Genomic DNA, 24002 nt, shown 5'->3' on the forward strand with positions numbered 1-24002 from the left:
CTATTCCCCGATTCCAGATTGTACAATATTAAGGTCTAAATTTATATCTACGGCTACGTTTTTATACATATTTCGAATTTGTTTTATATTCCATTTTCTCGTATGACTTCTAATTTCATCGCGTATGCCTAAAGGATCAATTTCCTTTTTTTGAAATTGTTTTATTAAATCTTCACAGTCTTTTTCAACATTTCGTTCAATTTGTTTCTTTATATAGTTGATATTTGTTTCTTTTCTTAAATCAATCCAATTAGGAGAGTTTTTAATTAAACCATTTAATTTTAAATGGATTTTTACTTTTGGTATGTCGCCAGTTTGATCTATATCATATTTATTTTTACCAGCTAAGTTTTGTATAACAACCATACCTTTATGTTTATCCTTTGTTATTGCTGCTTCGTAACGTCCATTTTTCGTAGGATTAATAAGTAATTTTGCTAAAACAGAATGTCTTTTATCCGTATACATAACGACTTTATCGCCTTTCAAAAAGGCAAGTCCTTTGACAGCGACAGAATGATTATCGTCCATTTTAATATAAGGAACATAGGCATCACATACAGAAGAGTAATAATTATATAAAAAAATGTTTAATTCGGTTTGTGGAATGTTCTCATTTCTTATATTTTGCTCGAGTAAATCAGCAATATATAAAGAACCATTTTTTTTTCCGTAATTTAAAAGCTCTTCGGCCGTTCCATCTACAATTGCTAGTTGTACATCACGTCCGATATTTGGATCACGTTGTAAGTTAGTAATAATTTCTCCCATTCCGCGTTCTCCTAGAGCCTTTCCAAATAGGACGACACGCATTTGACCTACAACAACATTGTGAGGAGATTTAGCATTCAATCGTGAAGCGATTGTTTCAAGTGAACGAGCAGATGTTGATTGCGTCTCTGGCTTAGACTTTACACCATGTGTGTATTCTGGGAATAAGATAGTTCCTTGGAATTGTTTGTTTTTTGTGATGTCAAATCCAACGATATGAATAATACGCTGTGTATCCACTATATACGTTTGTATACAGCCAGTTTGTAGAATGAAAAAGATAATAATAATGTATAATAAGAGTTTTTTCATTCATTATCACCATCACGTTTTTGCTTCACTTTGTTTGGATTATAGCGCCATTTTGATTTTGGTCTAAGGAAAGAAGGCCTTTGTGCCGTTTGACTAAATGGTAATCGAAGAAAACCTTCTGCTGTACCTAAACCACGAAATGGATATAAAGGTAATAAATAAGGTGATCCAAGTGATTTTAATTTAATTAAATGAGCTAAAATAAATACAAACCCGACAATAAGACCTAATCCACCAAATGCACCAGCTAAAAGAATAAGTGGAAACCGTAACAACCGGATAGTAGAAGACATTTTTACAGTTGGTGTTGTGAAAGATGCAAGAGCGGATAAAGCAACTGCAATTAATAAAATTGTACTTGTTAAAGCGGCTTCAACAGATGCTTGCCCAATTACAATCCCACCAACAATACCAATTGTTTGTCCAACTTTTGTCGGTAAACGTGCTCCCGCTTCACGAAGCAATTCGATTGTAATTTCTAAAAAGAGTGCTTCTAGAATAGGTGGAAAAGGTACGTTCGCTCTTGAGAAAATAATAGGACCTAGTAAATCAGCAGGAATCATTTGATAGTGATACGTTAAAGCCGCTGTATAAATAGCGGAGGAAAAAAGAGAAAATATAGCTCCGAAAAAACGAATAATACGAAAGAACGATCCAATCATCCACGGTAAATAATAATCTTCTGGTGAAATGAAAAAATCTAGTAACGTTGTTGGTCCTGATAAAGCATATGGAGAGCCATCTGTTAAAATTAAAACTTCACCGTTAATTAACGCAAATACAGCCCGATCTAATCGTTCTGTAGGCAATAGAACAGGAAAAGGTGAATTGCTATTATCACTAATAAATTGCTCAATCATAGTTGCGTCAAATGGGACATCAAAGTCAATGTCTTCTAGCCGTTGTATTGCGGTGTTGATAAATTGTTCATTTGTAATGCCTTCTATATAAGCAACTGCTACTTTCGTTTTTGACATAGTTCCGACGGTCACTTCTTTAAATATGAGTTGCTCCGTTACAATATTTCGGCGTAATAAGTGTATATTTGTATCAAGGTTTTCAACGAAACCGATTTTAGGCCCAATTACGCTATATTCATTTTCTGTATCGTTATTTAATCGTATTCCTAAAACAGTACTTTCGGCACGAATTAAAGCATATTGATCGGGATTCGAATTGTTTTTTAAGCGTATTAAAATATATCCACCTAATAATTTCTCACGAATATCATCAATAGAAGGGGAGGTAACAATATCTTCAATAGAGACGATATTACACAAATCAGAGATGTTTTGGATTCGATCCGATTCCTTTTTTAGAGGAGTTAAAATAAATTGTTTAATAATAAGTGCTTCCACGACAGATTTATAATAAAACAAGCATAATGTTTCATTTTCAAGTACGTTATAAGAGACAAAATCGCTAGATTCTGTCATACTTTCTATAAATTCTGGAATAGAACAAAGTGTTTTTGGATTAGTTTTTTTGGATTTCTTAGATGATAAACCGAACATTTTCTCACCCCTAACATATATCATTTTCTTGTGTTAGTTTTTGGGAAATACGGGAATTTATACTTAAAAATTGAAAGTTCATAAAGAGAAGGAAGAGTATTGAAAAACTCTTCCTTTTTGGCGTATTAATTTGTTTTCTTTTCCTTAATAGACTTCACTAATTTAATCATTTCTGCTCGTATATCTTCTTTTTTTACATTTAATTTTTCTGCAATTTGTTTCATATCCATTCCGTCTTTTTTCATTTTTAGTACATCATCAAGGGGAGTATTACTTTTTTGAGAGATGATTGTTAATACCGTGAGGTGACGTAATCCGATATTATATTCTTTCATTTTTTGTTTTAGCCCGTCTGGTGTAGATTTTTGCATATTTGCTAATTGTTGCAGTAGTGCTTTTTTTGTTTCTTTATTCATATGATGCTTTTTCAACTTACTTGGATCTACCCCGAAATGCTCTGCTGTTTTCTCCCAAGAATTATTTTGCTTATAGTAAGCTAAAACGTCTTTAATTTCTTTTTTACTCATTTTTGCAATGTGGGCAGCTTTCCAAATTTCATGTTTGTTATAGCCGAGTTTTTCAAGCGACTGCATTTCTTCTTCTGAAATTGGTTTATGATGATGCAATGTGACTTCTTTTGGCGTAGCAGCGAAAGTAGGGAAGACGGTTGCACCGAATAATAATGTTGCCATAGACATACTTACTGCGATTTTTTTGTACATGTAAACTCCTCCTAGATGGATAATGTGGAAAACTGTACACATATCATTTCCATAAAATGTGAAATGCTTGTGAACAAATCAAGTTTTTTTATTCACAGTATGAAATGACGTTTTTGGAAGTTTTCCAACATAAAACATTGATTAATAGTGAAAAACTAGGGTATAATCGAAATTGAAAATCAATATCAATAATAAACGTATACATATAGATAAAAATAAGGGAGAGAAAAATATGACTACATATACTTCCATCGCAAATGTGATTAAAGAAAGACGTTCTGTTCGTACATTTACAGATAAAGCAGTAGACAAAGAGTTGTTAATTGAACTATTAAACGACGCAACGTGGGCACCGAATCATAAACATCGTGAACCATGGAATTGTAAATTATACATTGGAGAAGGTCGTAAGAAATTGGTAGATGCAGTATTAAACTCTTTCACAGAAGAAGAAAGAGCGAAACGCGGTAAAATTTTATCGGATCGTTTCTTAAGCACGCCAGCACAAATCGTTGTATATATAAATGAAGACCCACGTCAAATTCAACGTGACGAAGATTACGCTGCAACATGTGCATTTATGCAAAACTTCCAACTTCTTGCTTGGGAACGTGGATTAGGTTGTGTTTGGAAATCAGGCGGATTAAACTACAATCCACTATTTATAGAAGGACTCGGTTTAACTAGAGGTCAACGTATCATTGGAATTCTTCACCTTGGCTATTTCGATAAAGCACCAGAAGGAAAAGCTCGTACGCCGATTACGGAGAAGATGGAGATTATTGAAGGTTAATAGATGAGACATTCTCGTTTTTATGAGGGTGTCTTTTTATTATGCAATCAATCCTCATGAAAGCTTGTTCTCAATCATACACTTTCTTAAGGGAAAGTGTAAGGAGGGAAAATAATGAGAGCAAGTGACGATAAAGCACTGCAATATGCAATTGCGGAAATTACGGAAATTGCGACTGGATTTGGGCTTGATTTTTATCCGATGCGTTATGAAATATGTCCAGCGGAAATTATTTATACATTTGGTGCATATGGGATGCCGACGCGGTTTTCACATTGGAGTTTTGGAAAACAGTTTTTCAGAATGAAATTACAATACGATTTAGGTCTTAGTAAAATATACGAACTCGTTATTAACTCTGATCCATGTTATGCCTTTTTATTAGATACGAACTCGTTAATTCAAAATAAATTAATCGTAGCGCATGTGTTAGCGCACTGTGATTTCTTTAAAAATAATATTCGTTTTTCAAATACGAAGCGAGATATGGTAGAAAGTATGTCAGCGACAGCTGAACGGGTGAAAGCATATGAGCATAAGTACGGAAAAGAAGAGGTAGAAACATTTTTAGATGCTGTACTTGCCATTCAAGAGCATATTGATCCGTCGCTCATGCGTCCAAAACTTGCATGGAGTATTGATGATTTAGAAGAGGAAGAAGTAGAAAAGAAAAAGGTATCGCAATACGATGATTTATGGAATTTAGATGATCGCAATAAAAAGAGGGAACGCTCCAATGTTCGTAAAAAGAAGAAAATCCCACCACAACCAGAGAAAGACTTACTCCTCTTTATTGAAGAATATAGCCGTGAGCTAGAAGATTGGCAGCGGGACATATTAACGATGATGCGTGAGGAAATGTTATATTTCTGGCCGCAGCTTGAAACGAAGATCATGAACGAAGGCTGGGCATCCTTCTGGCATCAACGCATACTTCGCGAAATGGACTTAACATCTGATGAAGCAATCGAATTTGCAAAATTAAATGCGGGCGTCGTTCAGCCATCAAAAACGAGTATTAACCCATACTACCTAGGTATTAAAATGTTTGAAGATATAGAGGAGCGCTACAATAACCCTACTGAAGAAATGAAACGACGCGGCGTAAAACCAGGATCTGGTCGAGACAAAATCTTTGAAGTACGCGAAATCGAATGGGATGTATCGTTCCTAAGAAACTATTTAAATAAAGATCTTGTTATGCGAGAAGATATGTACTTATTCCAGCGCCAAGGAAAAGAATATAAAGTAATAGATAAAGAGTGGGAACATGTACGTGATCAACTCGTAAATATGCGTACAAATGGCGGCTTCCCGTACTTAGTAGTAGAAGACGGAGACTACTTAAAGAACGGAGAATTGTATATTAAGCATAGTTACGAAGGAATCGAGCTCGATTTAAAATACTTAGAAAAGGTATTACCATATCTTCATCAGCTGTGGGGAAGAACAGTGCATATGGAGTCGATTGTGGAGAGTAAGGGCGTTGTGTTTTCTTATGATGGGAAGATGGTGCATCGGAAGTATGTGTGATAAGAGACGCCACTATATGATGTAGTGGCGTCTTTTTGTATTCAACTAAGCAGTGCATGCAAAATAAAAGCAGTGCTTAATACGAATTAGTTTATGTCGTCCTCTCTATTTAATAGTTCTATGAAATATGAATTTTCAGGAGAACGATTTTCAATGGCTATTTTATTGGGGATTTTTTCTAAACTTGTTTTTTGCCATAATCTTGTCTTTAGTTCTTCTATTTGTTCAGAGTTAAAGAAAAAATTCAGCTCAGCTTCTTCAGGGGAAGTTATTTTTATTGTTTTTTCATCAGTTAGACAGTCAAAAGTTATATAATTATTATATTTTCCAACCTGAATTTGTGCCGTATATTCCAGCTTAAGTGGTTTAGGGCTATTATTATAATTTCTACCATAGATATGTCTCCATCCTTTCTATTTATTTTTGTTTATTTCTTATTTTAAAACATATGTTTTTCTGTATATAATATTTTTATATATAAATTTATAGAAATGAAATAAATGTTAAATAATGAATCTTTGATTGTTATAGATATTTCAATTTTGTTCAGAGAGAGATTGAGTGAAGGAGTCAAATAGATCTGAAAAGAAGTTTAGTGAGAAGTGATCTATTTAGGGATTACAATTCATAAGGGGGATGTATTGAACAACTATAGTTATAAAGGGTTAGGTATTTGGATATTCCGAAAAATTTATATATAGATCATAGAGAATAAAGGTGCAGTCTTTTCTTATAATAGGAAGCATATTTGGAGAGGATAGGTAAATTTTCACATGAAGAAGAGGATTTTTATGATGGTTAAGCTTATAATTTGAATTTTACAAGGTAATTAAATTGTTGAGATTCCAGCATTTTAAGAATTTAGCTCATATTCTCTATATCATATAAAATACTTTTAAGATATAATTCTCCAAAATTATAATTATCGAATTGGTTATGTGAGTTTAGAGTAATTAGAATGGGGTAATTTAAATAGTTTTAATTATGGTATGAAAAAGAAATCTTAATCTATGATAAAATTTGGTAAGGATATATAAGAGTAATTAACTATATTTAAGGGAGAATGTCATGAATATAAGTGCTCAAGAAGAACATTTTGGTCAAGTTGTTTCCATATCGGGTATGGATATTATTGTAGAAATGAAACAGGAATTATTAAAAAGTAATTTGGAGCAGAGAATTGTTGGAGATGGACAAACAGTGCTTAAGTTGTTTGTTGGAACTGTAGGAGATATTTTTTTAATTGGTGATCCTGCTACAGATGCATTTCATTATGCTATTTTTGAAGAAGTTAAATTAGTTTCGGAGGTAGAGGATCAAGAGAAGACTGGGGCCCCTTATATAATTAGTTCAAAAAAACAAAAAGCGATAGCAATTGCTAAAATTATAGGTTATCAGGATCAAAGAATAAAAGAAAAATTAAGTTTTAGGAGAGGGATTGGACATTATCCAAAATTTAATTCTAAGTGCTATTTATTAACATCTCAAGAAAAAAAAGATTTATTTGCATTGGAAGGTCAAGGGATAAGAGTGGGACATATGTCCAGTATTCAAGAGGAAGAAGTTGTTATACATACTGATAAATTTTTAAGTAAACACTCTGTAATTTTGGGTTCAACAGGTTCGGGGAAATCTTGCACTGTAGCTAGTATTTTACAAAAGTTATTAAGAGCGCATAGGTATAGCCATGTTGTTTTTTTTGATTTACATAATGAATATTCAGCTGCTTTTTCTTCTGATGATTTTAATCATAGAGTTAATAAATTTTCTGCTAATGATTTTAGCTTACCGTATTGGTTTTTAAACTTTGAGGAGTTCCAATCAGTATTCTTAGGGGATATCGATTTAACAAAAAATAATGATGGAATTAGAATATTGAAAGAACAAATTTTAAAGTTAAAAGAAAATGAACACTCTAAAGTGGAACATAACGTAGGTGAAATCCCAAAGATTAATATAAATTCACCTTTGTATTTTAGTATTGATGAACTTATCCAAGAATTAAAATTATTGAATAAAAAAACTTTGTGGAAATCAGATAATATATCAACTTTTAAGCAAGATATTCAAGAGTATTTACCAAGTACAGGGAGTAAAAAAGTTAAGCGAGAAGATAAACAGATTGATGATTATGTTATTCAAGATCAGAATTATTACAATAAGTTAAATCAGGTTATTGAAAAGCTTCAGAGTATAAGAAATGATAGAAGGTTTAACTTTTTATTTTCTGAGAATCATAATTCATCGGAAAGTTTTATTGGGTATTTGAGTGATATTTTATGTATTCCAGCTAATATTGAACAAAAGCAGATAACTATTTTAGATCTTTCTGGTCTACCTTCAGAGATCACCCCTGTTATTATTGGGATGTTAGCTAGAATTTGTTTTGAATTTAAAATTTGGGAGGAGGATCCTAAAAAAATTCCATTATATCTTGTTTTTGAAGAGGCACATAATTATATTCCGAGGGATACAACCTCCATAACAAAACTTCCTAAAAGATATATTGAGCGTATAGCAAAAGAAGGGAGAAAGTATGGTATTTCACAATTAATCATTAGTCAACGTCCTTCGGATTTATCAACTACAATTGTTTCGCAGTGTTCTAACTTTTTTGTGTTGAGAGTAACAAATCCAGATGATCAAACTTTTATAAGAAAGGTACTTCCAGATCATTTGAATGCTCTGACAAGTATGATTCCCTTTTTCCAAAATGGTGAGGTGTTAATTGCTGGTGAATGTGTACCTATACCAATTAAAGCTGCAATTGATCTTCCAAATCCATTGCCTAATTCTAGTGATGTTTCATTTAGCGATGCGTGGAGTAATTTTGTAAAATACGATATTAAGGATACAATATTGAAGTGGTGGGAAGTTAAAGAAGATGAGTAAAATTATTAACAGTATATCATTAAAGAATTATAGAGGGTTTAATGAAGAATGTCTCCTTTATCTAGCGGACTCTAATAATATTTGTTTTTTAGTTGGACCTAATAATAGCGGGAAATCTTTAATTGCTAGAGTTTTATCTGTTTTTACAATAGATAATATACATCAATTTACGGAACAATTTAATGTTAACGATTATTTTTGTGATAATGATTTTCATGCTTTGGATACAGATAAGGCAATAGTAATGAAGTTTAATATTAATACGAAAGTATTTGAAGAATTTCAAGACCCAGATTTAATAAGTTTATTAAATCTGGATGAAATTGGTCTATGTTTTGAAATTAGAAAAATCAATGGAAATTTTTTATGTTGTATGTACTTAGCTAATAAAGATGATTATTCTCATCAATTTAATGAATCTAAAATGAGATTTGAATTTAAACAAAGAAATTCTTTATTAGATCAGCTAGGGCTAGTTAAAGATCAAATTGAAGCATTAATTTGTAAACTATTTCAAGAGATAAAACGAAGAATTTTAGTATTCGATTCTATTCGCTCTTTTGATCGCGTAGAATCATCTTTTTATAAAAATGGTTCAGATTTGATTAATTGGATTAATGAAAGGAAACATCCAGGTGAGATAACAAGAGCAACTAAGCAAGTTCGTGAATGGTTAAAAGAATACTTCAATTTGGATGAACCTAGCGCAATAAGGGCGGATATTTCAAAAAAACAATTGATATTTACATTTGAAGATATGGAATTTTCCTCTCAAGAAGTTGGTACTGGTTACACAATGTTATATATATTACTTATTGAAATCATTAGAAGTAAAAAAGATCTAATTATTATAGATGAAATAGAGAGTCACTTGCAGCCAGGATTAGTTAGGTTATTAATCAATTTAATTAGAAACCATGGGGAATCACAGTATATTATTGCTACGCATTCTGCCCCTGTTATGGAGACTGCTAAAGGAGAGGATATTTTATATCGATTTAATAAAAAAGATGGCATGTGTAAATTTGAAAACTTTTTTAGAAGGGAAGGTGAGGGAGCTTTAGCACTTCGAGAATTGTGTAATGATTTAGGCGTTATCCCTGGAGATGCGTTATTATGCAATGTAGTAGTATGGGTAGAGGGACCATCAGAAATGTTTTGGATTCGTTCATGGTTAAAACATTATCTTCCTCTGTATAAGAAAAAAAACCATAAAGTAGGAAATTTAATTGAGGGCTTACATTATACAATTTTAATGACGGGTGGTAGTAATATATCTCACCTTTCTTTTAATGAAGATGAGATACCGATAGAACATATAGAAGAGGATAATTTATTAAAGGTTTTAAAAGTAAATCCTAATCCATTTGTAATCGTTGATTCAGACAATGCTAGTCATACCTCAAAAAAATTTCTGAGGTTACTTAGAATTGCTGCAGAGCTTAATAAAGTTAATTTATTAAATACAAAAATTAAAGATACTCATATATCTGAAGAGATTACAAAGGATAACTACTCTGAGGTAACTAACTTGTGGGTTTTAAAAGGTAAAGAATTAGAAAATTATTGTCATCCTCAATTAATTAAGGATTTTTACACAGGACGTGCTTCTTATTCAGTATCTAAAATAAAAGGGGTTCAAGAGTGTTTAGAATGGGATGTATTTAGTGATACTCAAGGTACTGGAGAGATTTTAAAGAGTAGAGGTATAACTAATATCAGTAAGGCAAGTGGTACCATTATTCATAAAAATGAATTAGCACGTTTTGTTTTTAATAATTTGAATGAAATTCATTTTCAAGAAAAACCGAAGGGAATACTATCTCCGAATACAGATATGCTAGAGGATCTTAAATTAAATTTAGACAAAATGCTGGGATATATTTTTGAAATAAATGATATAAGTTGATTAGAAAATAATAAAGCATTTAGAAGGTTGATAAATTAAATTTATTTAGTTTGTTAAACAAGATGATCCTGTATAAGAAATTTAAGTTACAATTTAATTATCTAACTAGTGATATCGAATGTTGATGTTTAAATCTATGTAAAGGATGAACATAAAAGATGGTTACACAAGAAAACTACAAAGAAGTATATGGGGATATGGAGATTAAAAGGATAGATAGGGAGTGCTATGTTACATTGAAAAAATATGAAGGAATCTTACATAAATGTAAAGTAGGATTTCTCTTCGTATTTATTTTGTTTTTTATTTTTTGTTTTTCTTATAAAGAAGTTCAGGTAGGACCGCATTCATTTGAAGAGGTGTTTAGTTGGAAACTTATTATAGGTGCCTTGGTTGCACGGATCATATTTTCTTACGTATCGCGTTATTTGATATATATCATGGTGGAGAGTGTGTATAAGAACAGAATAAAAGAGAATCAGGTCAAGAAAAACAGTGATTCTTTTACAATATTAGGAGTAATCAAAGCAAGTATAATTTTAATTTTATCTCCTGATTTGTCAGCAGCAAAATTTTTTAAAAATAAGTTTCATGAATTTGTGAAAAATAATAAGGATAAATTGCATGAACATAGTAATTTTGAAGGAGAAGACCTCCTTTTGAAAGCAGAAGGGCAAGATTCAGTTCAAGGAAAAGACCTCCTTTTGAAAGCAGAAGGGCAAGATTCAGTTCAAGGAAAAGACCTCCTTTTGAAAGCAGAAGGGCAAGATTCAGTTCAAGGAAAAGACCTCCTTTTGAAAGCAGAAGGGCAAGATTCAGTTCAAGGAAAAGACCTCCTTTTGAAAGCAGAAGGGCAAGATTCAGTTCAAGGAAAAGACCCCCTTTTGAAAGCAGAAGGGCAAGATTCAGTTCAAGGAAAAGACCCCCTTTTGAAAGCAGAAGGGCAAGATTCAGTTCAAGGAGAAGACCCCTTTTTGAAAGCAGAAGGGCAAGATTCAGTTCAAGGAGAAGACCCCCTTTTGAAAGCAGAATCAAAAGGCTTATGCAAAACAAGGAGTATTGATAGTGAAACAAAAAATGAATGTGGTAAGAACTATATTGATAAAGATGATTTATGTATTCAATGTAATGACTCTCTAAAATTCATGACTAAATTTCATGTTAAGTTTTCTAATTGGTACAACTTGGTTATATCTATATTTTTAGCAGTTGCTGTAATTTTTATTGGTATACATGGTAATTATTCATATCCAAAAGGCATAATTTATACTTTGTTTATTTTACTATTGTTGAGGCTTGTTTCTAGAACAATAGAAATAGCTAAAGCATTTTATGATGATGTGGTTCAAGTTGGTGTTAGGATTTATAATAAAAAAAATGAAAAGGTTTATTTGCATGATTGGAAAAATACATACATTAGAAAACCATTGAGAATATCCTTAGCTATACATAGTCTCTTAGAGTTAGTATTGATGTTTACATGTGCCTATATACTAACCTTTATCATGTTTGGCAATCAAATAGGTTTTCAAGATAAAGAAAGTGAAAAATCATTTAAACATGAAATGGTTACAGAAGTTAAAAGTGAACAGAATATTACCAAAGTCTATATAGAAAAAGAATCCAGTTCCAGTAAAATCAATGATTATATAGTTGAAGGTAAAGTTTATGAATTTTTTGTATATGCAGTATCGATATGTTTCTTTAATATTTCATATATAAATTATGGTGTTCCGTTGTGGAATATACTTCATGTTTGGCAAGTTACGATGAGCATGGTATTAATTATTTTATGTATTGCTGCTTATTTTGGAAGAAGTGATGATATGTATAAAAGGGAAAGTGAGTTTTTTGCTAGAACACTTGAAGAAGTTAATGGGCAAAATCCCACGAGAGAAAATAAAAAGGATTCTCAATGATCCTTAAATCGTGCAGGGAATTTAAATAGGAAAGAATTAGTATAATAAAAAAGAACGGAATGAAAGTAAATTTGAATTTCATTCCGTTCTTTTTTATTTGGAAAAAGATCAAATATGCTATTCTTGAAAAAAGGGAGTTACATAGAGAAATGGAGCGATTTAAATGAGCAAAATAGGGGTATGCAAGGTGGATATTACGCCGCCTATAGGTATTGATTTTGTCGGATATCATAGAGAGACAGGAATAAATAATATTGAAGAACGTATTTATGGGACAATTTTTGTATTTGAAAAAGATGAAATGAAAACTGTGTTTATAAGTATTGATAATATTGGGATGTTAGTAGAAGATACGAATATAATTCGTGAGCGAGTAGCAAGTAGGCTTCATGTGCCGTTTGAGCGAATAACAGTTGTTTATACACATACACATTCTGGTCCAGAAACTGTTGGTGAGCAATCTTTAGTAAGGTCGTATAAAACGATTTTAGTAAATAATGTGGTGCAAGGTGCTGTTACTGCGAATAACAACTTGAAGCGATGTGAAGTTGGCTGGGGTGTTACGACAGGTGATATTGGAGTAAACCGAAGAGAGAGAACATCTGATGGAAGAGCGAAGATGGGAACAAATATAGAGGGTGTTGTAGATAAACGAATTGGTATGTTAGCAATAAAAGATGCTGAAACGAAGGAATTAACTGGGATTATAGTATTTTGTACGGCCCATCCGAATGTTTTAAAAGGTGATAGTGATGCATTATCAGCGGACTATCCGGGGATGACAAGAGAGATTCTTGAGAAGATCGTAAACTGTCCTGTTATTATTGTTCAAGGTGCTGCTGGTAATGTGAATGCGAAGTATCGAGGTTCTAAGGAAGCATTAACACAAATGGCTTATACGCTTAGTGGACATGTATTAACGATGTTACCGACAGTTACATATAGCCCAATTGTAAATGTAAGAACGATTTCGAGTATGGTGCAAATGAAGTTGAAGAATATCCCTGAAATTGATGAAATACGAAGCATGGCTTGGTTAGCTGAGAAGCAGTGGGGCGTGAATACGGATAAATGGCTTACTATCGTTTTAGAGAAATATAAGCAAGGTATTCGGCATTTAACTATTGATTTAGAAGTGCAACTGTTTCAAGTGAATGATGGTATGTTTTCAGGTATACCGATGGAACCTTTTTCGGAAACGGCATTAGAAGTGAAAGAGAATCTTCAAAATGAATTGGCTTTCTTTGGTGGATATATGAACGGATATATTGGTTACTTGCCGACAAAGGAAGAAATTTCATATGGTGGTTATGAAGTGGAATTAAGCCTTGTTGTGTATGGGCCGGTTACAAATTTATTGATGCCACCGGAGGAAAATACAGCAGATGTAATCGTACAGAAAGCTATAGAACTATACGTAAAAGAACTTAGAGAGATCTAAGTTCTTTTTTGTTTCAAATTTGTGAAAGAAAGACATATTGATTGAAATTAAATTTTTTATAATTTATTATATACCCATACAGGTATAGGTTTTTTGTGAAGTTTGAGAAAATTAAATACTATGGAGGTTTAAAATATGTCCAGAAAAATAGTTGTAGTAGGCGGAGTTGCTGGCGGCGCATCAGTAGCTGCAAGGCTTCGTCGTTTAAGTGAGGAAGATGAAATTATTATGGTTGAACGCGGTGAATACATTTCATTCGCAAACTGTGGATTGCCATATTATATTGGCGGTGTCATTACAGAAAGACAAAAATTATTAGTACAAACTGTTGAAAGAATGTCGAAGCGTTTTAATTTAGATATACGTGTATTGAGTGAAGTAGTACAGATTAATAAAGAAGAGAAAACAATTACGATAAAGAATGTAACGACAAATGAAACATATAACGAGAAATATGATGTGTTAATTCTTTCACCAGGGGCGAAACCAATTGTTCCATCTATCCCGGGTATTGAAGAAGCGAAGGCGTTGTTTACGTTACGGAATGTACCGGATACTGATCGTATTAAAGCGTATATTGATGAGAAGAAACCACGTCATGCGACGGTGATTGGTGGCGGATTTATTGGAGTGGAAATGGTTGAAAACTTAAGAGAACGAGGGATTGAGGTTACTCTTGTAGAGATGGCAAATCAAGTGATGCCACCAATCGATTATGAAATGGCGGCATATGTGCATGAGCATCTTCAAAAACACGATGTTGAGCTCGTTTTTGAAGATGGTGTAGATGCGTTAGAAGAGAATGGGACTGTTGTACGTTTAAAAAGTGGCTCAATTATAGAGACAGATATGATTATTTTAGCAATTGGTGTACAACCAGAGAGTAGTTTAGCGAAGGATGCAGGATTAGCATTAGGAGTTAGAGGGACGATAAAAGTAAATGAGAAATTTCAAACGTCGGACCCACATATATATGCAATTGGTGATGCGATTGAAGTAAAAGATTTTGTTACAGAAACAGAAACGATGATTCCGTTAGCGTGGCCAGCTAATCGTCAAGGTCGTATGTTAGCAGATATTATTCATGGTCATACAGATTCTGTATATAAAGGTACACTCGGAACTTCTGTAGCTAAAGTTTTTGATTTAACGGTTGCTTCGACGGGAGTAAATGAGAAAATATTAAAACGATTAAATATACCCTATGAGGTAGTGCATGTACAGGCAAATTCGCATGCGGGATACTATCCGAATGCTACGCCAGTGCTAATAAAATTAATTTTTAATAAAGATAGTGGGAAAATTTACGGAGCACAGGCTCTAGGTCGTGACGGTGTAGATAAGCGTATGGATGTTATCGCAACGGCAATGAAGGCAAATTTAACTGTACTTGATTTGCCGGATTTAGAATTATCATATGCCCCGCCCTATTCTTCTGCAAAAGATCCAGTAAACATGGTAGGGTATGCGGCAAGTAATATAGTAGATGGTTTTGTGGAAACAGTCCAATGGCATGAAATAGATCATATTGTTGAAAATGGTGGATATCTTATTGATGTTCGAGAGCCTAATGAACTAAAACAAGGAATGATTAAAGGTTCTATTAATATTCCGTTAGATGAATTACGTGATCGTTTGGATGAGGTGCCGGTAGATAAAGAAATATATATTACTTGTCAACTTGGTATGAGAGGGTATGTAGCAGCACGCATGTTAATGGAAAAAGGGTATAAGGTAAAGAATGTAGATGGTGGTTTTAAATTGTATGGAACGGTAGTACCAGAACGTGTTGTATATTGATATTTTTTCATCTTCCACTTCAAAATTTGGTGGAAGATGAAAGCCTATAGATGAAGGTTTCGCTTTGTGTTTTGTGAATGTATAAGGTAAAAGTTTAAAATAGGGGTTTACAAAATACCCTACAGGGTATAATATATTGTCATAAGCTATAAATGGTGACATAATGGTAATGAGGTGATTATACAATGGAATATAATCAAGATATGAAAAATAGATTGAAACGTATTGAAGGGCAAGTTCGTGGTGTGCTTCGTATGATGGAAGAAGGAAAAGATTGCCGAGAGGTTATTACACAGTTAACGGCATCTCGTTCTGCACTTGATCGTACAATTGGACTTGTTGTTGGAACGAATTTAGAGCAATGCTTGCGTGAACAGTTTGAAAGTGGTAATGGTTCAAATGAAGAGTTAATTAAAGAAGCTGTTCAATTACTTGTAAAAAGCCGATAATCTGTCAAACGTAAGTGTTGACAGATTTTCAAAAACATTTTAATATACCCCTACAGGTATATGTATATAAGTTATGGAGGAATCGACTATGAGTATAAAAGTGGATATGAGTTTAGATTGTAAAGGGTTAGCTTGTCCGATGCCGATTGTGAAAACGAAGAAGGCGATAGAAGGATTGGCATCAGGACAAGTGATTGAAATTAAGGCAACAGATAAAGGATCTACAGTAGATATACAAAGCTGGGCAAATAAAGTAGGGCATCAATATATCGGGACGAAACAAGAGGGCGATGTTTTGATGCATTACATTAGGAAAGCACATGAGCATGAAGTGAACGAAGTAGCAAAGTATCCTCATACAATTACGAATACGGAGTTGGAAGAGATATTATTAAGCGATGAAGAGTGTATTGTATTAGATGTTCGAGAAGCAGCGGAATTCGCTTTTGGTCATATTCCATCGGCCATTTCGGTGCCGTTAGGAGAGTTAGACAGTGCAGTTTTAGATCAGACGAAGCAAATTTATGTTGTTTGCCGAACTGGTAACCGTAGTGATGTAGCTTGCCATATGTTGAAAGAGAAAGGTTATGAAAATGTGAAAAATGTCATTCCAGGTATGTTAGAGTGGCAAGGGAATATAAAGAATTAAATTTTTTTAAATGTAAATATACCATAGGGGGTAAAAAGATGAGTGTTAAATCATTACAAGCAAAAGATGTTGCAGAGAAAGTTTTATTCGGAGAGTTGTTTATTTTAGATGTTCGTAATGAGACGGATTATGAAGATTGGAAAATTGAAGGGAAACAAATCTCATCTATAAATAAACCGTATTTTGATTTGTTAGATGGTGTAGATCATATTGTAAGTGAATTACCTAAAGATAAAGATGTTTTAGTAGTATGCGCAAAAGAAGGGTCTTCTATATTTGTGGCAGAGCAATTAACAGAGGCTGGATTAGAAAATATTTATTATTTAGCTGGTGGTATGAAGGCATGGAGTGAATATGTAAAGCCTGTAAAAGTTGGAGATTTAAAAAATGGCGGAAGTATGTATCAGTTTAACCGTCTTGGAAAAGGCTGTTTATCTTATATGGTCGTTTCAAACGGTGAAGCAGCAGTTATTGATGCAGTAAGAACAGTTGAAGCGTATGAAGAATTTGCGAAAGAGCATGCTGTTACGATTACGAATGTAATGGATACACATTTACATGCAGACCATATTTCTGGAGGACGTAAGTTAGCGGAAAAAGTAGGTGGTACGTATTGGTTACCGCCAAAAGATGCGGAGGAAGTTGTTTTCTCATACGAACCGCTTGTTGAAGGATCTGTTATTACGGTGGGGGGTACTAAAATTGAAATTGACGCATTATACTCACCAGGGCATACGATTGGAAGTACGTCATTTATTGTAGATGATTCCTATTTATTATCAGGCGATATTTTATTTGTAGATTCAATCGGGCGTCCAGATCTTGCTGGGAAAGCTGAAGATTGGGTAAGTGATTTACGTAATACTTTGTATAGCCGATATAAAGAACTATCTCAAAGTTTAATTGTGTTACCGGCTCATTATTCAAAAATAAGTGAAATGGACGAAAGTGGTATTGTTAGTGCAAAATTAAAAGATTTATTTGAGCATAATGCAGGTTTAAATATTGAGGATGAGGGAGAGTTCCGTAAAGTTGTAACAGAGAATTTACCACCTCAACCGAATGCATATCAAGAAATTCGTCAAACAAATATGGGACAATTAAATCCAAATAAAGACGAAGAGCGTGAAATGGAGATTGGTCCAAACCGTTGTGCTGTTCATAATTAATTCGGTTTCAAATGAAATAAACACAGGAGGTATATGAAATGAATGCCAAGCAAGTATTAGATGTAAAAGGATTAGCGTGTCCAATGCCAATTGTAAAAACAAAGAAGGCAATGGAAGCATTACAATCAGGAGAAGTGTTAGAAGTACACGTAACAGATAAAGGTGCGATTAAAGATATTCCAGCATGGTCACAAACAGGCGGTCATGAAGTGTTAAAGCATACAGAAGAAAAAGGCGAATTAAAGTTCTGGATTAAGAAGGCTTAATGATAAAAACAGGAGGTATATGAGATGAATGTAAAGCAAGTATTAGATGTAAAAGGATTAGCGTGTCCAATGCCAATTGTAAAAACAAAGAAGGCAATGGAAGCATTACAATCAGGAGAAGTGCTAGAAGTACACACAACAGATAAAGGTGCGATTAAAGATATTCCAGCATGGTCACAAACAGGCGGTCATGAAGTGTTAAAACACACGGAAGAAGATGGTGAATTAAAGTTCTGGATCAAGAAAGCATAGCATTTCAATAATAGGCGGAGGAGCAAATCATCTGCTTATTATTGAAAGTAAAGAGGATAATCATATATGTTCTATATAGTTATATCCCTAATAGTATTGGTGCTGGGAAGTTTAGTAAAACGTTACATTCCCGTTTTAAATGTTGCATATATTTCGTTAGAACAAGTAAGGAAAATTGAAAGTGTTATTGTAGATGTACGAAATTATACAGAGAGCGACAGTGATAACAATTCTAGAATTATGTGTATACCATATGCGTATTTAAAACGGTATTATCATGAAATACCAAATAAGCCTTTGCATCTTATTGTTCATAATAAAGTGGATCGGAATTTAAGTATACGCTTTTTAAGAAAGAAGGGGTTCCATATTCAAAGTTATAGTATGTATTTGGATAGGAAAAAAGTATAGAAGGAGTTTGAATAGCTTTATGGATGTGAAGACAATATTGAATATAATCTTAATTGTACTTGTATCATGGTTTATTATTTCTCGATTCTTACCAGCTAGAGGAGTAAAAAACATTTCAGGAAAAGAATTAAAACGTATGATGGGACAAAATAATAAACAATTTATTGATGTGCGAACAGCTGGTGAGTATAGAGGGAACAATATTAAAGGGTTTCGGAATATCCCATTAAATGAACTAGCTAATAAGGCGCAACAATTAGATAAACAGAAAGAAGTTATTGTTCTTTGTCAAAGTGGAATGAGAAGTAAGCAGGCTGCAAAAGTATTAAAAAAATTAGGATTTCAGCACGTTATCAATGTTTCAGGCGGTATGAATGGTTTGTGAGGAGGAAATGTAAAATGAAAGAAATGACAGCAAAAGAATTAGAAGAAAAATTGTTACGTAAAGAAGCAGTAAATATCGTAGACGTACGTGAAGTAGAAGAAGTAGCTGCAGGGAAAATTCCAGAAGCGTGTAATATTCCACTAGGACTATTGGAGTTTCGTATGCATGAGTTGGATAAAAAGAAAGAGTATATTATCGTTTGTCGTTCTGGCGGAAGAAGTGCACGAGCTGTTCAATTTTTAGAGAGCTACGGTTTTCAAGTGATCAATATGGTAGGTGGTATGTTAGCGTGGGAAGGTAAAGTAGAATAGGGCGAAACAATTTTTTATAAAAATAAAAATACCCCTATAGGTAATTGGAGGGAAAACAACATGGAACAACAGAAGAAAACAACAATCGTTTTATTTAGCGGAGATTATGATAAAGCGATGGCTGCTTATATTATTGCAAATGGTGCAGCGGCGTATGATCAAGAGGTAACTATTTTTCATACTTTCTGGGGATTAAATGCTTTAAGGAAAGATGAACATGTAGAGGTAAAGAAAACTTTCATAGAAAAAATGTTTGGAAAGATGATGCCACGCGGCGCTGATAAGATGGGATTATCTAAAATGAATTTTGCTGGTATGGGACCAAAGATGATTAAAGGTATTATGAAAAAACATAATGCGATGCCGTTACCAGATTTAATTGATTTGGCGAAAAAACAGGGGATTAAACTTGTCGCTTGTCAAATGACAGTAGATTTATTAGGGTTAAAAGAGGAAGAGATTATGGAAGGAGTAGAGTTTGCAGGAGTAGGAGCTTATTTAGCAGATGCTTCGGATGGGAATGTGAATTTATTCATTTAAATCACCTTCTTTTTAGAAGGCGGGGGATATAAGGTGAGTTTAGTCGTATTACTTTTTATAATTGGGTTTATAGGATCGTTTATATCAGGAATGGTTGGAATTGGCGGTGCGATTATTAATTATCCGATGATCTTATACATTCCGGTATTGCTAGGATTTACTGGCTATACTGCACATGAAGTGAGTGGTATTACAGCGGTGCAAGTATTCTTTGCAACTTTCGCAGGGGCATGGGCTTATCGGAAAAGTAATGATATGGATAAAACGCTCGTTGTGTATATGGGAGCTAGTATATTAATAGGAAGTTTCATAGGTAGTTTTGGTGCTAATGCATTAGAGGAACATACGGTCAATGTTGTTTATGCAGCGTTAGCAACAATTGCTGCTATTATGATGTTCGTACCGAAACGAAATAATGGTGATGAATTGAAATATAATAAATGGATAGCAAGTTTGTTAGCATTTATTGTAGGCGGAGCATCAGGCATTATAGGTGCTGGAGGTTCGTTCCTTTTAGTTCCGATTATGCTAGTTATTTTAAAATTGCCGATACGTACAACGATAGCAACATCTATCGCTATTACGTTTATTTCTTCAGTAGGGATTACAACTGGAAAAGTAATAACTGGACAAGTAGTTGTAATTCCAGCTCTTATTATTGCGATTGCAAGTATCTTTGCAGCGCCGCTTGGAGCGCGAGTAGGGAAAAAGATCAATCAAAAAGCACTGCAATATATGTTATCGATTTTGATTGTAGGTACAGCTATTAAGATGTGGATTGATATGATATTGAAATAAAAGGATGGCGCTGCTTGCAGCCCATCCTTTTATTTATGCCCAAATCACTTTCATTAAGTTTTTATATTCGTCATTTGCTAATTTATATAGCATTCTCGTATGTTCAAAGACAAGTGCTGGATTAAAGTTTGGCTCTGAGAATGCAAGAGATGTTGAAATATCAATTGCATTTTGCTTGTTTAATGTGAATTTTGCAAATCGATAAGATGTATTTAATTCATTAATGGTATGTAAAACATCATTTGTTGCTGCTTCATTAGGTACGTGAGCAACATTGAAGCAGTATATATCTACAGTAGGATGTTCGTTTTGGAAAGCAGCGATAAGTTGAATTTTTGCGCCAGCTTCTGTCTCTAATCCTACTGAAAAATGAACAGAACCATCATTTTCATCTATATTTTCTTCCATGTATATATCGTTTGACTTTAAGTAGTCTTTAAAATCTGAGATGTTATGTTTTACTGCAGCTTTCATATGTATGAGCCCCCTGATAATTGGAATAGATTGCTACTATTTATTATAATTTAAAAATATTAAAAAAGATAGTTAGAAAGTTCTGATTTTTAATTGTGACGGAATAAAAAGAAGCAGTACTCTACCTCCATAGAGAACTGCTTCTTTATTATTCATTGTCGTTAGACGATGTTTCTGTATCTTCATTGCTATTTTTATTTTTCATTTCATTGTTACTTGATTCGCGTTCACTTGTATTTTCAGACTTAGATTCTTTTGTTTTCTCTGTACTTGTTTTTTTCGAATCAGAGTCTGTTTTTGTATATGCAGGTAATCCAAGATGAGTACGAAGATCGTTTGTAACCTTTGCTAATTCTTTTTTATCTGGATTGTAGTAATACGTTCGGCCGCCACCAGCGGATTTGCTACATGTATCGTCACCTTTTTCCATATAGCAGTCGTCACCTTGAATTTGTAATTTCTCGATTTCTGAATCCGATCCGTACTTATAGAATGAAAGCATATCATCAAATGTTAAGTTTGTAACGAATTGTCCGTTAATATCATCAATGATGTTGCCAACTTTTGTTACAGAACCAACACTTGTTAGTTTCTTTAAAATAGCCTCGATAACGAGTTGTTGACGTTGTCCACGCATTGCATCACTATCGATGTGTCTTGTCCTAGCAAGAGCAAGAGCTTCTTCGCCATTTAACTTTTGAACACCTTTTTCTAGGTGAATTGCCTCTGCATTATCATTGCTATCTTGCTCAGTAAATTCAACTGGTACATCAACTTCAATACCGCCCAAGTCATCGACGATTTTTATAAATGATTTAAAGTTAAATTTCACAAAATAATCGACAGGAACATTCATTAATTTTTCAACTGCATCAATGCTTGCTTGTGGTCCACCATTTTTTCCATTTTTAGCAGAACCGAATGCATGAGCGTGTGTAATTTTATCTTTTTTCTTTTCTATTGGAATATAAGTATATGTGTCACGTGGGATACTTAATAGTTTTACAGTTTTGCTATCTTTATTAAACGTTGCAAGCAACAGCGCATCTGTTCTAATAGCTTCACCATATTCTTTTCCTCGGACATCGCTTTCATCAACACCCATTACTAAGACAGAGACATTGTTTGTAATAGGTTTTACAACTCTATCACGTAAATCAGATTTATCACCGCGCGCTAAATCATGTGCGGCATTTCGAACAGCAGAAGATGCTTTATTTACTAAAAACCAAGTATAACCGCCGCCTATTAATAAAACGAATAGTATAGCGCTTATAATAACTTTTATTTTTTTCTTATTTTTTTTCGGGTTACTGCGTGTATTTTCTTGCAAAGATGGGTTTTGCTCCATTTCCTGTACTCCTTCATTTGGATTGAAATACGACACTCATATCCACTTATTATAATGAAATTTGACGAAAAAAAACATTACAAAACATTTACATTTCGTAAAAATTCAATATATTTATAAAAAGTCAGATATTCTATATTATATTTTTTAGATGTAGAATAAGTATAAGTTGTTTTAGTAGAAATGAAAATATGTATTGTGAGAAAGTGATAGAGAAGTAAGATTTGTTGAAATATAGCCAAGAAGAAACGAGTAGGTTTACTTATTTCTTCTATATAATAAAGAAGAAATTTACGGATAAAGGAGAGAGCATAATGAATCATACATCATTCCGAGCAATTGTTGTGAACGAAACAGAAAGTAAGCGGTTTGTAAGAAACGTTGTAGCGAGAGAAGTAAGTAGTTTACCTGAAGGGGACGTATTCATACAGGTTCATTATTCTTCACTAAATTATAAAGACGCTCTTTCAGCCACTGGTAATAAAGGTGTTACGAGAACATATCCTCATACGCCAGGAATTGATGCAGCAGGAGTGATTGTGAGTAGTGAAGATGCTACCATTAAGGTAGGAGATAAAGTCATTGTAACGGGATATGATTTAGGGATGAATACTTCTGGTGGTTTTGGAGAATATATTCGCGTGCCGGCATCTTGGATTGTCCCTTTACCAGAGGGAATGTCATTAAAGGAAAGTATGATGTACGGGACGGCAGGTTTTACAGCCGCTTTATCAGTGTATAAGCTTATTAGAGCAGGAGTAACGCCTAGTATGGACGATGTTTTAGTAACGGGTGCTACAGGCGGTGTAGGGAGTGTAGCTGTTAGTATATTAAGTAAGTTAGGGTTTAACGTAGTAGGAGCGACAGGGAAAATGGAAGAGGAACAGATGCTACTACGTCTAGGGGCGAAAAAGGTGATTCATCGCGCAGAATTGAATGATGAATCAGGAAGACCAATGCTTAAAGGAATATACGCCGGAGTTATCGATACTGTAGGTGGACATATGTTAGAAACAGCTTTAAAAACGGTAAAGTATGGCGGATGTATAACGACATGCGGTAATGTGGCAGGCCATGAATTACAAACAACGGTATATCCGTTTATTTTGCGAGGCATAAGCCTGTTAGGAGTAGATTCTGTACAGTGCCCAGTAGATGTGAGAAGAGATGTATGGACGCTCCTAGCAAATGAATGGGAAAACAAAGAGTTACTATCTTATACAGAAGAATGTACATTAGAAGAATTAGATGAGAAGTTTACACTTATATTGCAAGGAAAGTTAAAAGGAAGAACGGTTGTAAAGATGAAATGAAAAAAGAGACGCTTACTTTAGCGTCTCT

At 33.7% G+C, this 24002-nt stretch carries 24 protein-coding genes; 19 read left to right on the forward strand and 5 right to left on the reverse strand.

Annotation, left to right across the window (positions count from 1 at the left end; translation table 11 throughout):
• The 3 genes from EGX95_RS02775 to EGX95_RS02785 form a co-directional block, all read right to left on the reverse strand.
• A complete protein-coding gene (locus tag EGX95_RS02775) occupies positions 1 to 1083 on the reverse strand; it encodes a Ger(x)C family spore germination protein (protein ID WP_063246799.1) in 1083 nt (360 codons plus the stop codon).
• Positions 1080 to 2597 carry a spore germination protein gene (locus tag EGX95_RS02780; protein WP_000467478.1) on the reverse strand — a complete coding sequence of 506 codons (1518 nt, stop codon included), beginning with the start codon at positions 2595 to 2597 and terminating at the stop codon, positions 1080 to 1082. The genes EGX95_RS02775 and EGX95_RS02780 overlap by 4 nt, the downstream gene beginning before the upstream one ends.
• A 125-nt stretch (positions 2598 to 2722) precedes the next feature.
• Complete coding sequence (locus EGX95_RS02785) at positions 2723 to 3319, reverse strand: hypothetical protein (RefSeq protein WP_000276976.1); 597 nt, start codon at positions 3317 to 3319, stop codon at positions 2723 to 2725.
• Positions 3320 to 3551: 232 nt separating this feature from the next.
• Here EGX95_RS02785 and EGX95_RS02790 point away from each other — a divergent pair, with 232 nt between their 5' ends.
• From EGX95_RS02790 to EGX95_RS02870, 18 genes are all read left to right on the forward strand, one after another.
• A complete protein-coding gene (locus EGX95_RS02790; protein WP_000214806.1) occupies positions 3552 to 4112 on the forward strand; it encodes a nitroreductase family protein in 561 nt (186 codons plus the stop codon).
• Positions 4113 to 4226: 114 nt separating this feature from the next.
• Entirely contained in the window at positions 4227 to 5645 is a 1419-nt protein-coding gene (gene spoVR / locus EGX95_RS02795) for a stage V sporulation protein SpoVR (protein ID WP_001202713.1), read from the forward strand.
• 153 nt (positions 5646 to 5798) lie between these two features.
• Positions 5799 to 5960: a hypothetical protein gene (locus EGX95_RS30165; protein ID WP_012580650.1), complete on the forward strand. Its 162-nt coding sequence runs from the start codon at positions 5799 to 5801 to the stop codon at positions 5958 to 5960.
• A gap of 753 nt (positions 5961 to 6713) precedes the next feature.
• Positions 6714 to 8537, forward strand: coding sequence for an ATP-binding protein (locus EGX95_RS02800; protein WP_001026698.1), 1824 nt, complete (start codon positions 6714 to 6716; stop codon positions 8535 to 8537).
• Entirely contained in the window at positions 8530 to 10446 is a 1917-nt protein-coding gene (locus EGX95_RS02805; RefSeq protein ID WP_000034769.1) for an ATP-dependent nuclease, read from the forward strand. The genes EGX95_RS02800 and EGX95_RS02805 overlap by 8 nt, the downstream gene beginning before the upstream one ends.
• Before the next feature lie 158 nt (positions 10447 to 10604).
• Entirely contained in the window at positions 10605 to 12365 is a 1761-nt protein-coding gene (locus EGX95_RS30650) for a collagen-like domain-containing protein (protein ID WP_000258624.1), read from the forward strand.
• Between the two features lie 163 nt (positions 12366 to 12528).
• Positions 12529 to 13806, forward strand: a complete 1278-nt coding sequence (locus tag EGX95_RS02815) for a neutral/alkaline non-lysosomal ceramidase N-terminal domain-containing protein (RefSeq protein ID WP_002081645.1) — start codon at positions 12529 to 12531, stop codon at positions 13804 to 13806.
• A 135-nt stretch (positions 13807 to 13941) separates the two neighbouring features.
• On the forward strand, positions 13942 to 15606 hold the full coding sequence (gene cdr, locus EGX95_RS02820; RefSeq protein WP_000087596.1) for a CoA-disulfide reductase: 1665 nt from the start codon (positions 13942 to 13944) through the stop codon (positions 15604 to 15606).
• A 185-nt stretch (positions 15607 to 15791) separates the two neighbouring features.
• Positions 15792 to 16055: a metal-sensitive transcriptional regulator gene (locus EGX95_RS02825; RefSeq protein ID WP_000456206.1), complete on the forward strand. Its 264-nt coding sequence runs from the start codon at positions 15792 to 15794 to the stop codon at positions 16053 to 16055.
• A gap of 88 nt (positions 16056 to 16143) precedes the next feature.
• Positions 16144 to 16704, forward strand: a complete 561-nt coding sequence (locus tag EGX95_RS02830; protein WP_000023963.1) for a sulfurtransferase TusA family protein — start codon at positions 16144 to 16146, stop codon at positions 16702 to 16704.
• A 38-nt stretch (positions 16705 to 16742) separates the two neighbouring features.
• Positions 16743 to 17873, forward strand: coding sequence for an MBL fold metallo-hydrolase (locus tag EGX95_RS02835; protein ID WP_000114200.1), 1131 nt, complete (start codon positions 16743 to 16745; stop codon positions 17871 to 17873).
• A 38-nt stretch (positions 17874 to 17911) separates the two neighbouring features.
• Positions 17912 to 18139 (forward strand): sulfurtransferase TusA family protein, encoded by a 228-nt coding sequence (locus EGX95_RS02840; protein ID WP_000992270.1) that lies wholly within the window; start codon positions 17912 to 17914, stop codon positions 18137 to 18139.
• Between the two features lie 24 nt (positions 18140 to 18163).
• Positions 18164 to 18391, forward strand: a complete 228-nt coding sequence (locus EGX95_RS02845; protein WP_001101368.1) for a sulfurtransferase TusA family protein — start codon at positions 18164 to 18166, stop codon at positions 18389 to 18391.
• 66 nt (positions 18392 to 18457) lie between these two features.
• Positions 18458 to 18802 carry a hypothetical protein gene (locus EGX95_RS31010; protein WP_000499415.1) on the forward strand — a complete coding sequence of 115 codons (345 nt, stop codon included), beginning with the start codon at positions 18458 to 18460 and terminating at the stop codon, positions 18800 to 18802.
• Between the two features lie 19 nt (positions 18803 to 18821).
• Complete coding sequence (locus EGX95_RS02855; protein WP_000382692.1) at positions 18822 to 19187, forward strand: rhodanese-like domain-containing protein; 366 nt, start codon at positions 18822 to 18824, stop codon at positions 19185 to 19187.
• 14 nt (positions 19188 to 19201) lie between these two features.
• Entirely contained in the window at positions 19202 to 19498 is a 297-nt protein-coding gene (locus tag EGX95_RS02860) for a rhodanese-like domain-containing protein (RefSeq protein WP_000661793.1), read from the forward strand.
• Positions 19499 to 19558: 60 nt separating this feature from the next.
• Positions 19559 to 20038 (forward strand): DsrE/DsrF/DrsH-like family protein, encoded by a 480-nt coding sequence (locus tag EGX95_RS02865; RefSeq protein WP_000437720.1) that lies wholly within the window; start codon positions 19559 to 19561, stop codon positions 20036 to 20038.
• 33 nt (positions 20039 to 20071) lie between these two features.
• Complete coding sequence (locus EGX95_RS02870) at positions 20072 to 20836, forward strand: sulfite exporter TauE/SafE family protein (RefSeq protein ID WP_000060723.1); 765 nt, start codon at positions 20072 to 20074, stop codon at positions 20834 to 20836.
• Between the two features lie 33 nt (positions 20837 to 20869).
• Here EGX95_RS02870 and EGX95_RS02875 read toward each other — a convergent pair whose 3' ends face one another.
• On the reverse strand, positions 20870 to 21310 hold the full coding sequence (locus EGX95_RS02875; protein ID WP_000642365.1) for a YbjN domain-containing protein: 441 nt from the start codon (positions 21308 to 21310) through the stop codon (positions 20870 to 20872).
• A gap of 148 nt (positions 21311 to 21458) precedes the next feature.
• Positions 21459 to 22661, reverse strand: a complete 1203-nt coding sequence (locus tag EGX95_RS02880) for an LCP family protein (RefSeq protein ID WP_000437434.1) — start codon at positions 22659 to 22661, stop codon at positions 21459 to 21461.
• Positions 22662 to 22975: 314 nt separating this feature from the next.
• On the opposite strand from EGX95_RS02880, the gene EGX95_RS02885 reads away from it, so the two are divergent.
• Positions 22976 to 23974 (forward strand): YhdH/YhfP family quinone oxidoreductase, encoded by a 999-nt coding sequence (locus tag EGX95_RS02885; protein ID WP_046952048.1) that lies wholly within the window; start codon positions 22976 to 22978, stop codon positions 23972 to 23974.
• Positions 23975 to 24002 lie beyond the last annotated feature (28 nt).

The organism is Bacillus sp. FDAARGOS_527 (genome assembly GCF_003812125.1).
Lineage (GTDB): Bacteria > Bacillota > Bacilli > Bacillales > Bacillaceae_G > Bacillus_A > Bacillus_A paranthracis.

Bases quoted from the DNA above. Each gene is read 5' to 3' on its own strand.
- EGX95_RS02885 (WP_046952048.1), top strand. From the start codon at position 22,976: ATGAATCATACATCATTCCGAGCAATTGTTGTGAACGAAACAGAAAGT.
- EGX95_RS02775 (WP_063246799.1), bottom strand. From the start codon at position 1,083: ATGAAAAAACTCTTATTATACATTATTATTATCTTTTTCATTCTACAA.
- EGX95_RS02835 (WP_000114200.1), top strand. From the start codon at position 16,743: ATGAGTGTTAAATCATTACAAGCAAAAGATGTTGCAGAGAAAGTTTTA.
- EGX95_RS31010 (WP_000499415.1), top strand. From the start codon at position 18,458: ATGTTCTATATAGTTATATCCCTAATAGTATTGGTGCTGGGAAGTTTA.
- EGX95_RS30650 (WP_000258624.1), top strand. From the start codon at position 10,605: ATGGTTACACAAGAAAACTACAAAGAAGTATATGGGGATATGGAGATT.
- EGX95_RS30165 (WP_012580650.1), top strand. From the start codon at position 5,799: ATGGCTATTTTATTGGGGATTTTTTCTAAACTTGTTTTTTGCCATAAT.
- spoVR (WP_001202713.1), top strand. From the start codon at position 4,227: ATGAGAGCAAGTGACGATAAAGCACTGCAATATGCAATTGCGGAAATT.
- EGX95_RS02845 (WP_001101368.1), top strand. From the start codon at position 18,164: ATGAATGTAAAGCAAGTATTAGATGTAAAAGGATTAGCGTGTCCAATG.
- EGX95_RS02860 (WP_000661793.1), top strand. From the start codon at position 19,202: ATGAAAGAAATGACAGCAAAAGAATTAGAAGAAAAATTGTTACGTAAA.
- EGX95_RS02855 (WP_000382692.1), top strand. From the start codon at position 18,822: ATGGATGTGAAGACAATATTGAATATAATCTTAATTGTACTTGTATCA.
- EGX95_RS02790 (WP_000214806.1), top strand. From the start codon at position 3,552: ATGACTACATATACTTCCATCGCAAATGTGATTAAAGAAAGACGTTCT.
- EGX95_RS02875 (WP_000642365.1), bottom strand. From the start codon at position 21,310: ATGAAAGCTGCAGTAAAACATAACATCTCAGATTTTAAAGACTACTTA.
- EGX95_RS02825 (WP_000456206.1), top strand. From the start codon at position 15,792: ATGGAATATAATCAAGATATGAAAAATAGATTGAAACGTATTGAAGGG.
- EGX95_RS02865 (WP_000437720.1), top strand. From the start codon at position 19,559: ATGGAACAACAGAAGAAAACAACAATCGTTTTATTTAGCGGAGATTAT.
- EGX95_RS02840 (WP_000992270.1), top strand. From the start codon at position 17,912: ATGAATGCCAAGCAAGTATTAGATGTAAAAGGATTAGCGTGTCCAATG.
- EGX95_RS02780 (WP_000467478.1), bottom strand. From the start codon at position 2,597: ATGTTCGGTTTATCATCTAAGAAATCCAAAAAAACTAATCCAAAAACA.
- EGX95_RS02785 (WP_000276976.1), bottom strand. From the start codon at position 3,319: ATGTACAAAAAAATCGCAGTAAGTATGTCTATGGCAACATTATTATTC.
- EGX95_RS02880 (WP_000437434.1), bottom strand. From the start codon at position 22,661: ATGGAGCAAAACCCATCTTTGCAAGAAAATACACGCAGTAACCCGAAA.
- EGX95_RS02800 (WP_001026698.1), top strand. From the start codon at position 6,714: ATGAATATAAGTGCTCAAGAAGAACATTTTGGTCAAGTTGTTTCCATA.
- EGX95_RS02815 (WP_002081645.1), top strand. From the start codon at position 12,529: ATGAGCAAAATAGGGGTATGCAAGGTGGATATTACGCCGCCTATAGGT.
- EGX95_RS02805 (WP_000034769.1), top strand. From the start codon at position 8,530: ATGAGTAAAATTATTAACAGTATATCATTAAAGAATTATAGAGGGTTT.
- EGX95_RS02830 (WP_000023963.1), top strand. From the start codon at position 16,144: ATGAGTATAAAAGTGGATATGAGTTTAGATTGTAAAGGGTTAGCTTGT.
- cdr (WP_000087596.1), top strand. From the start codon at position 13,942: ATGTCCAGAAAAATAGTTGTAGTAGGCGGAGTTGCTGGCGGCGCATCA.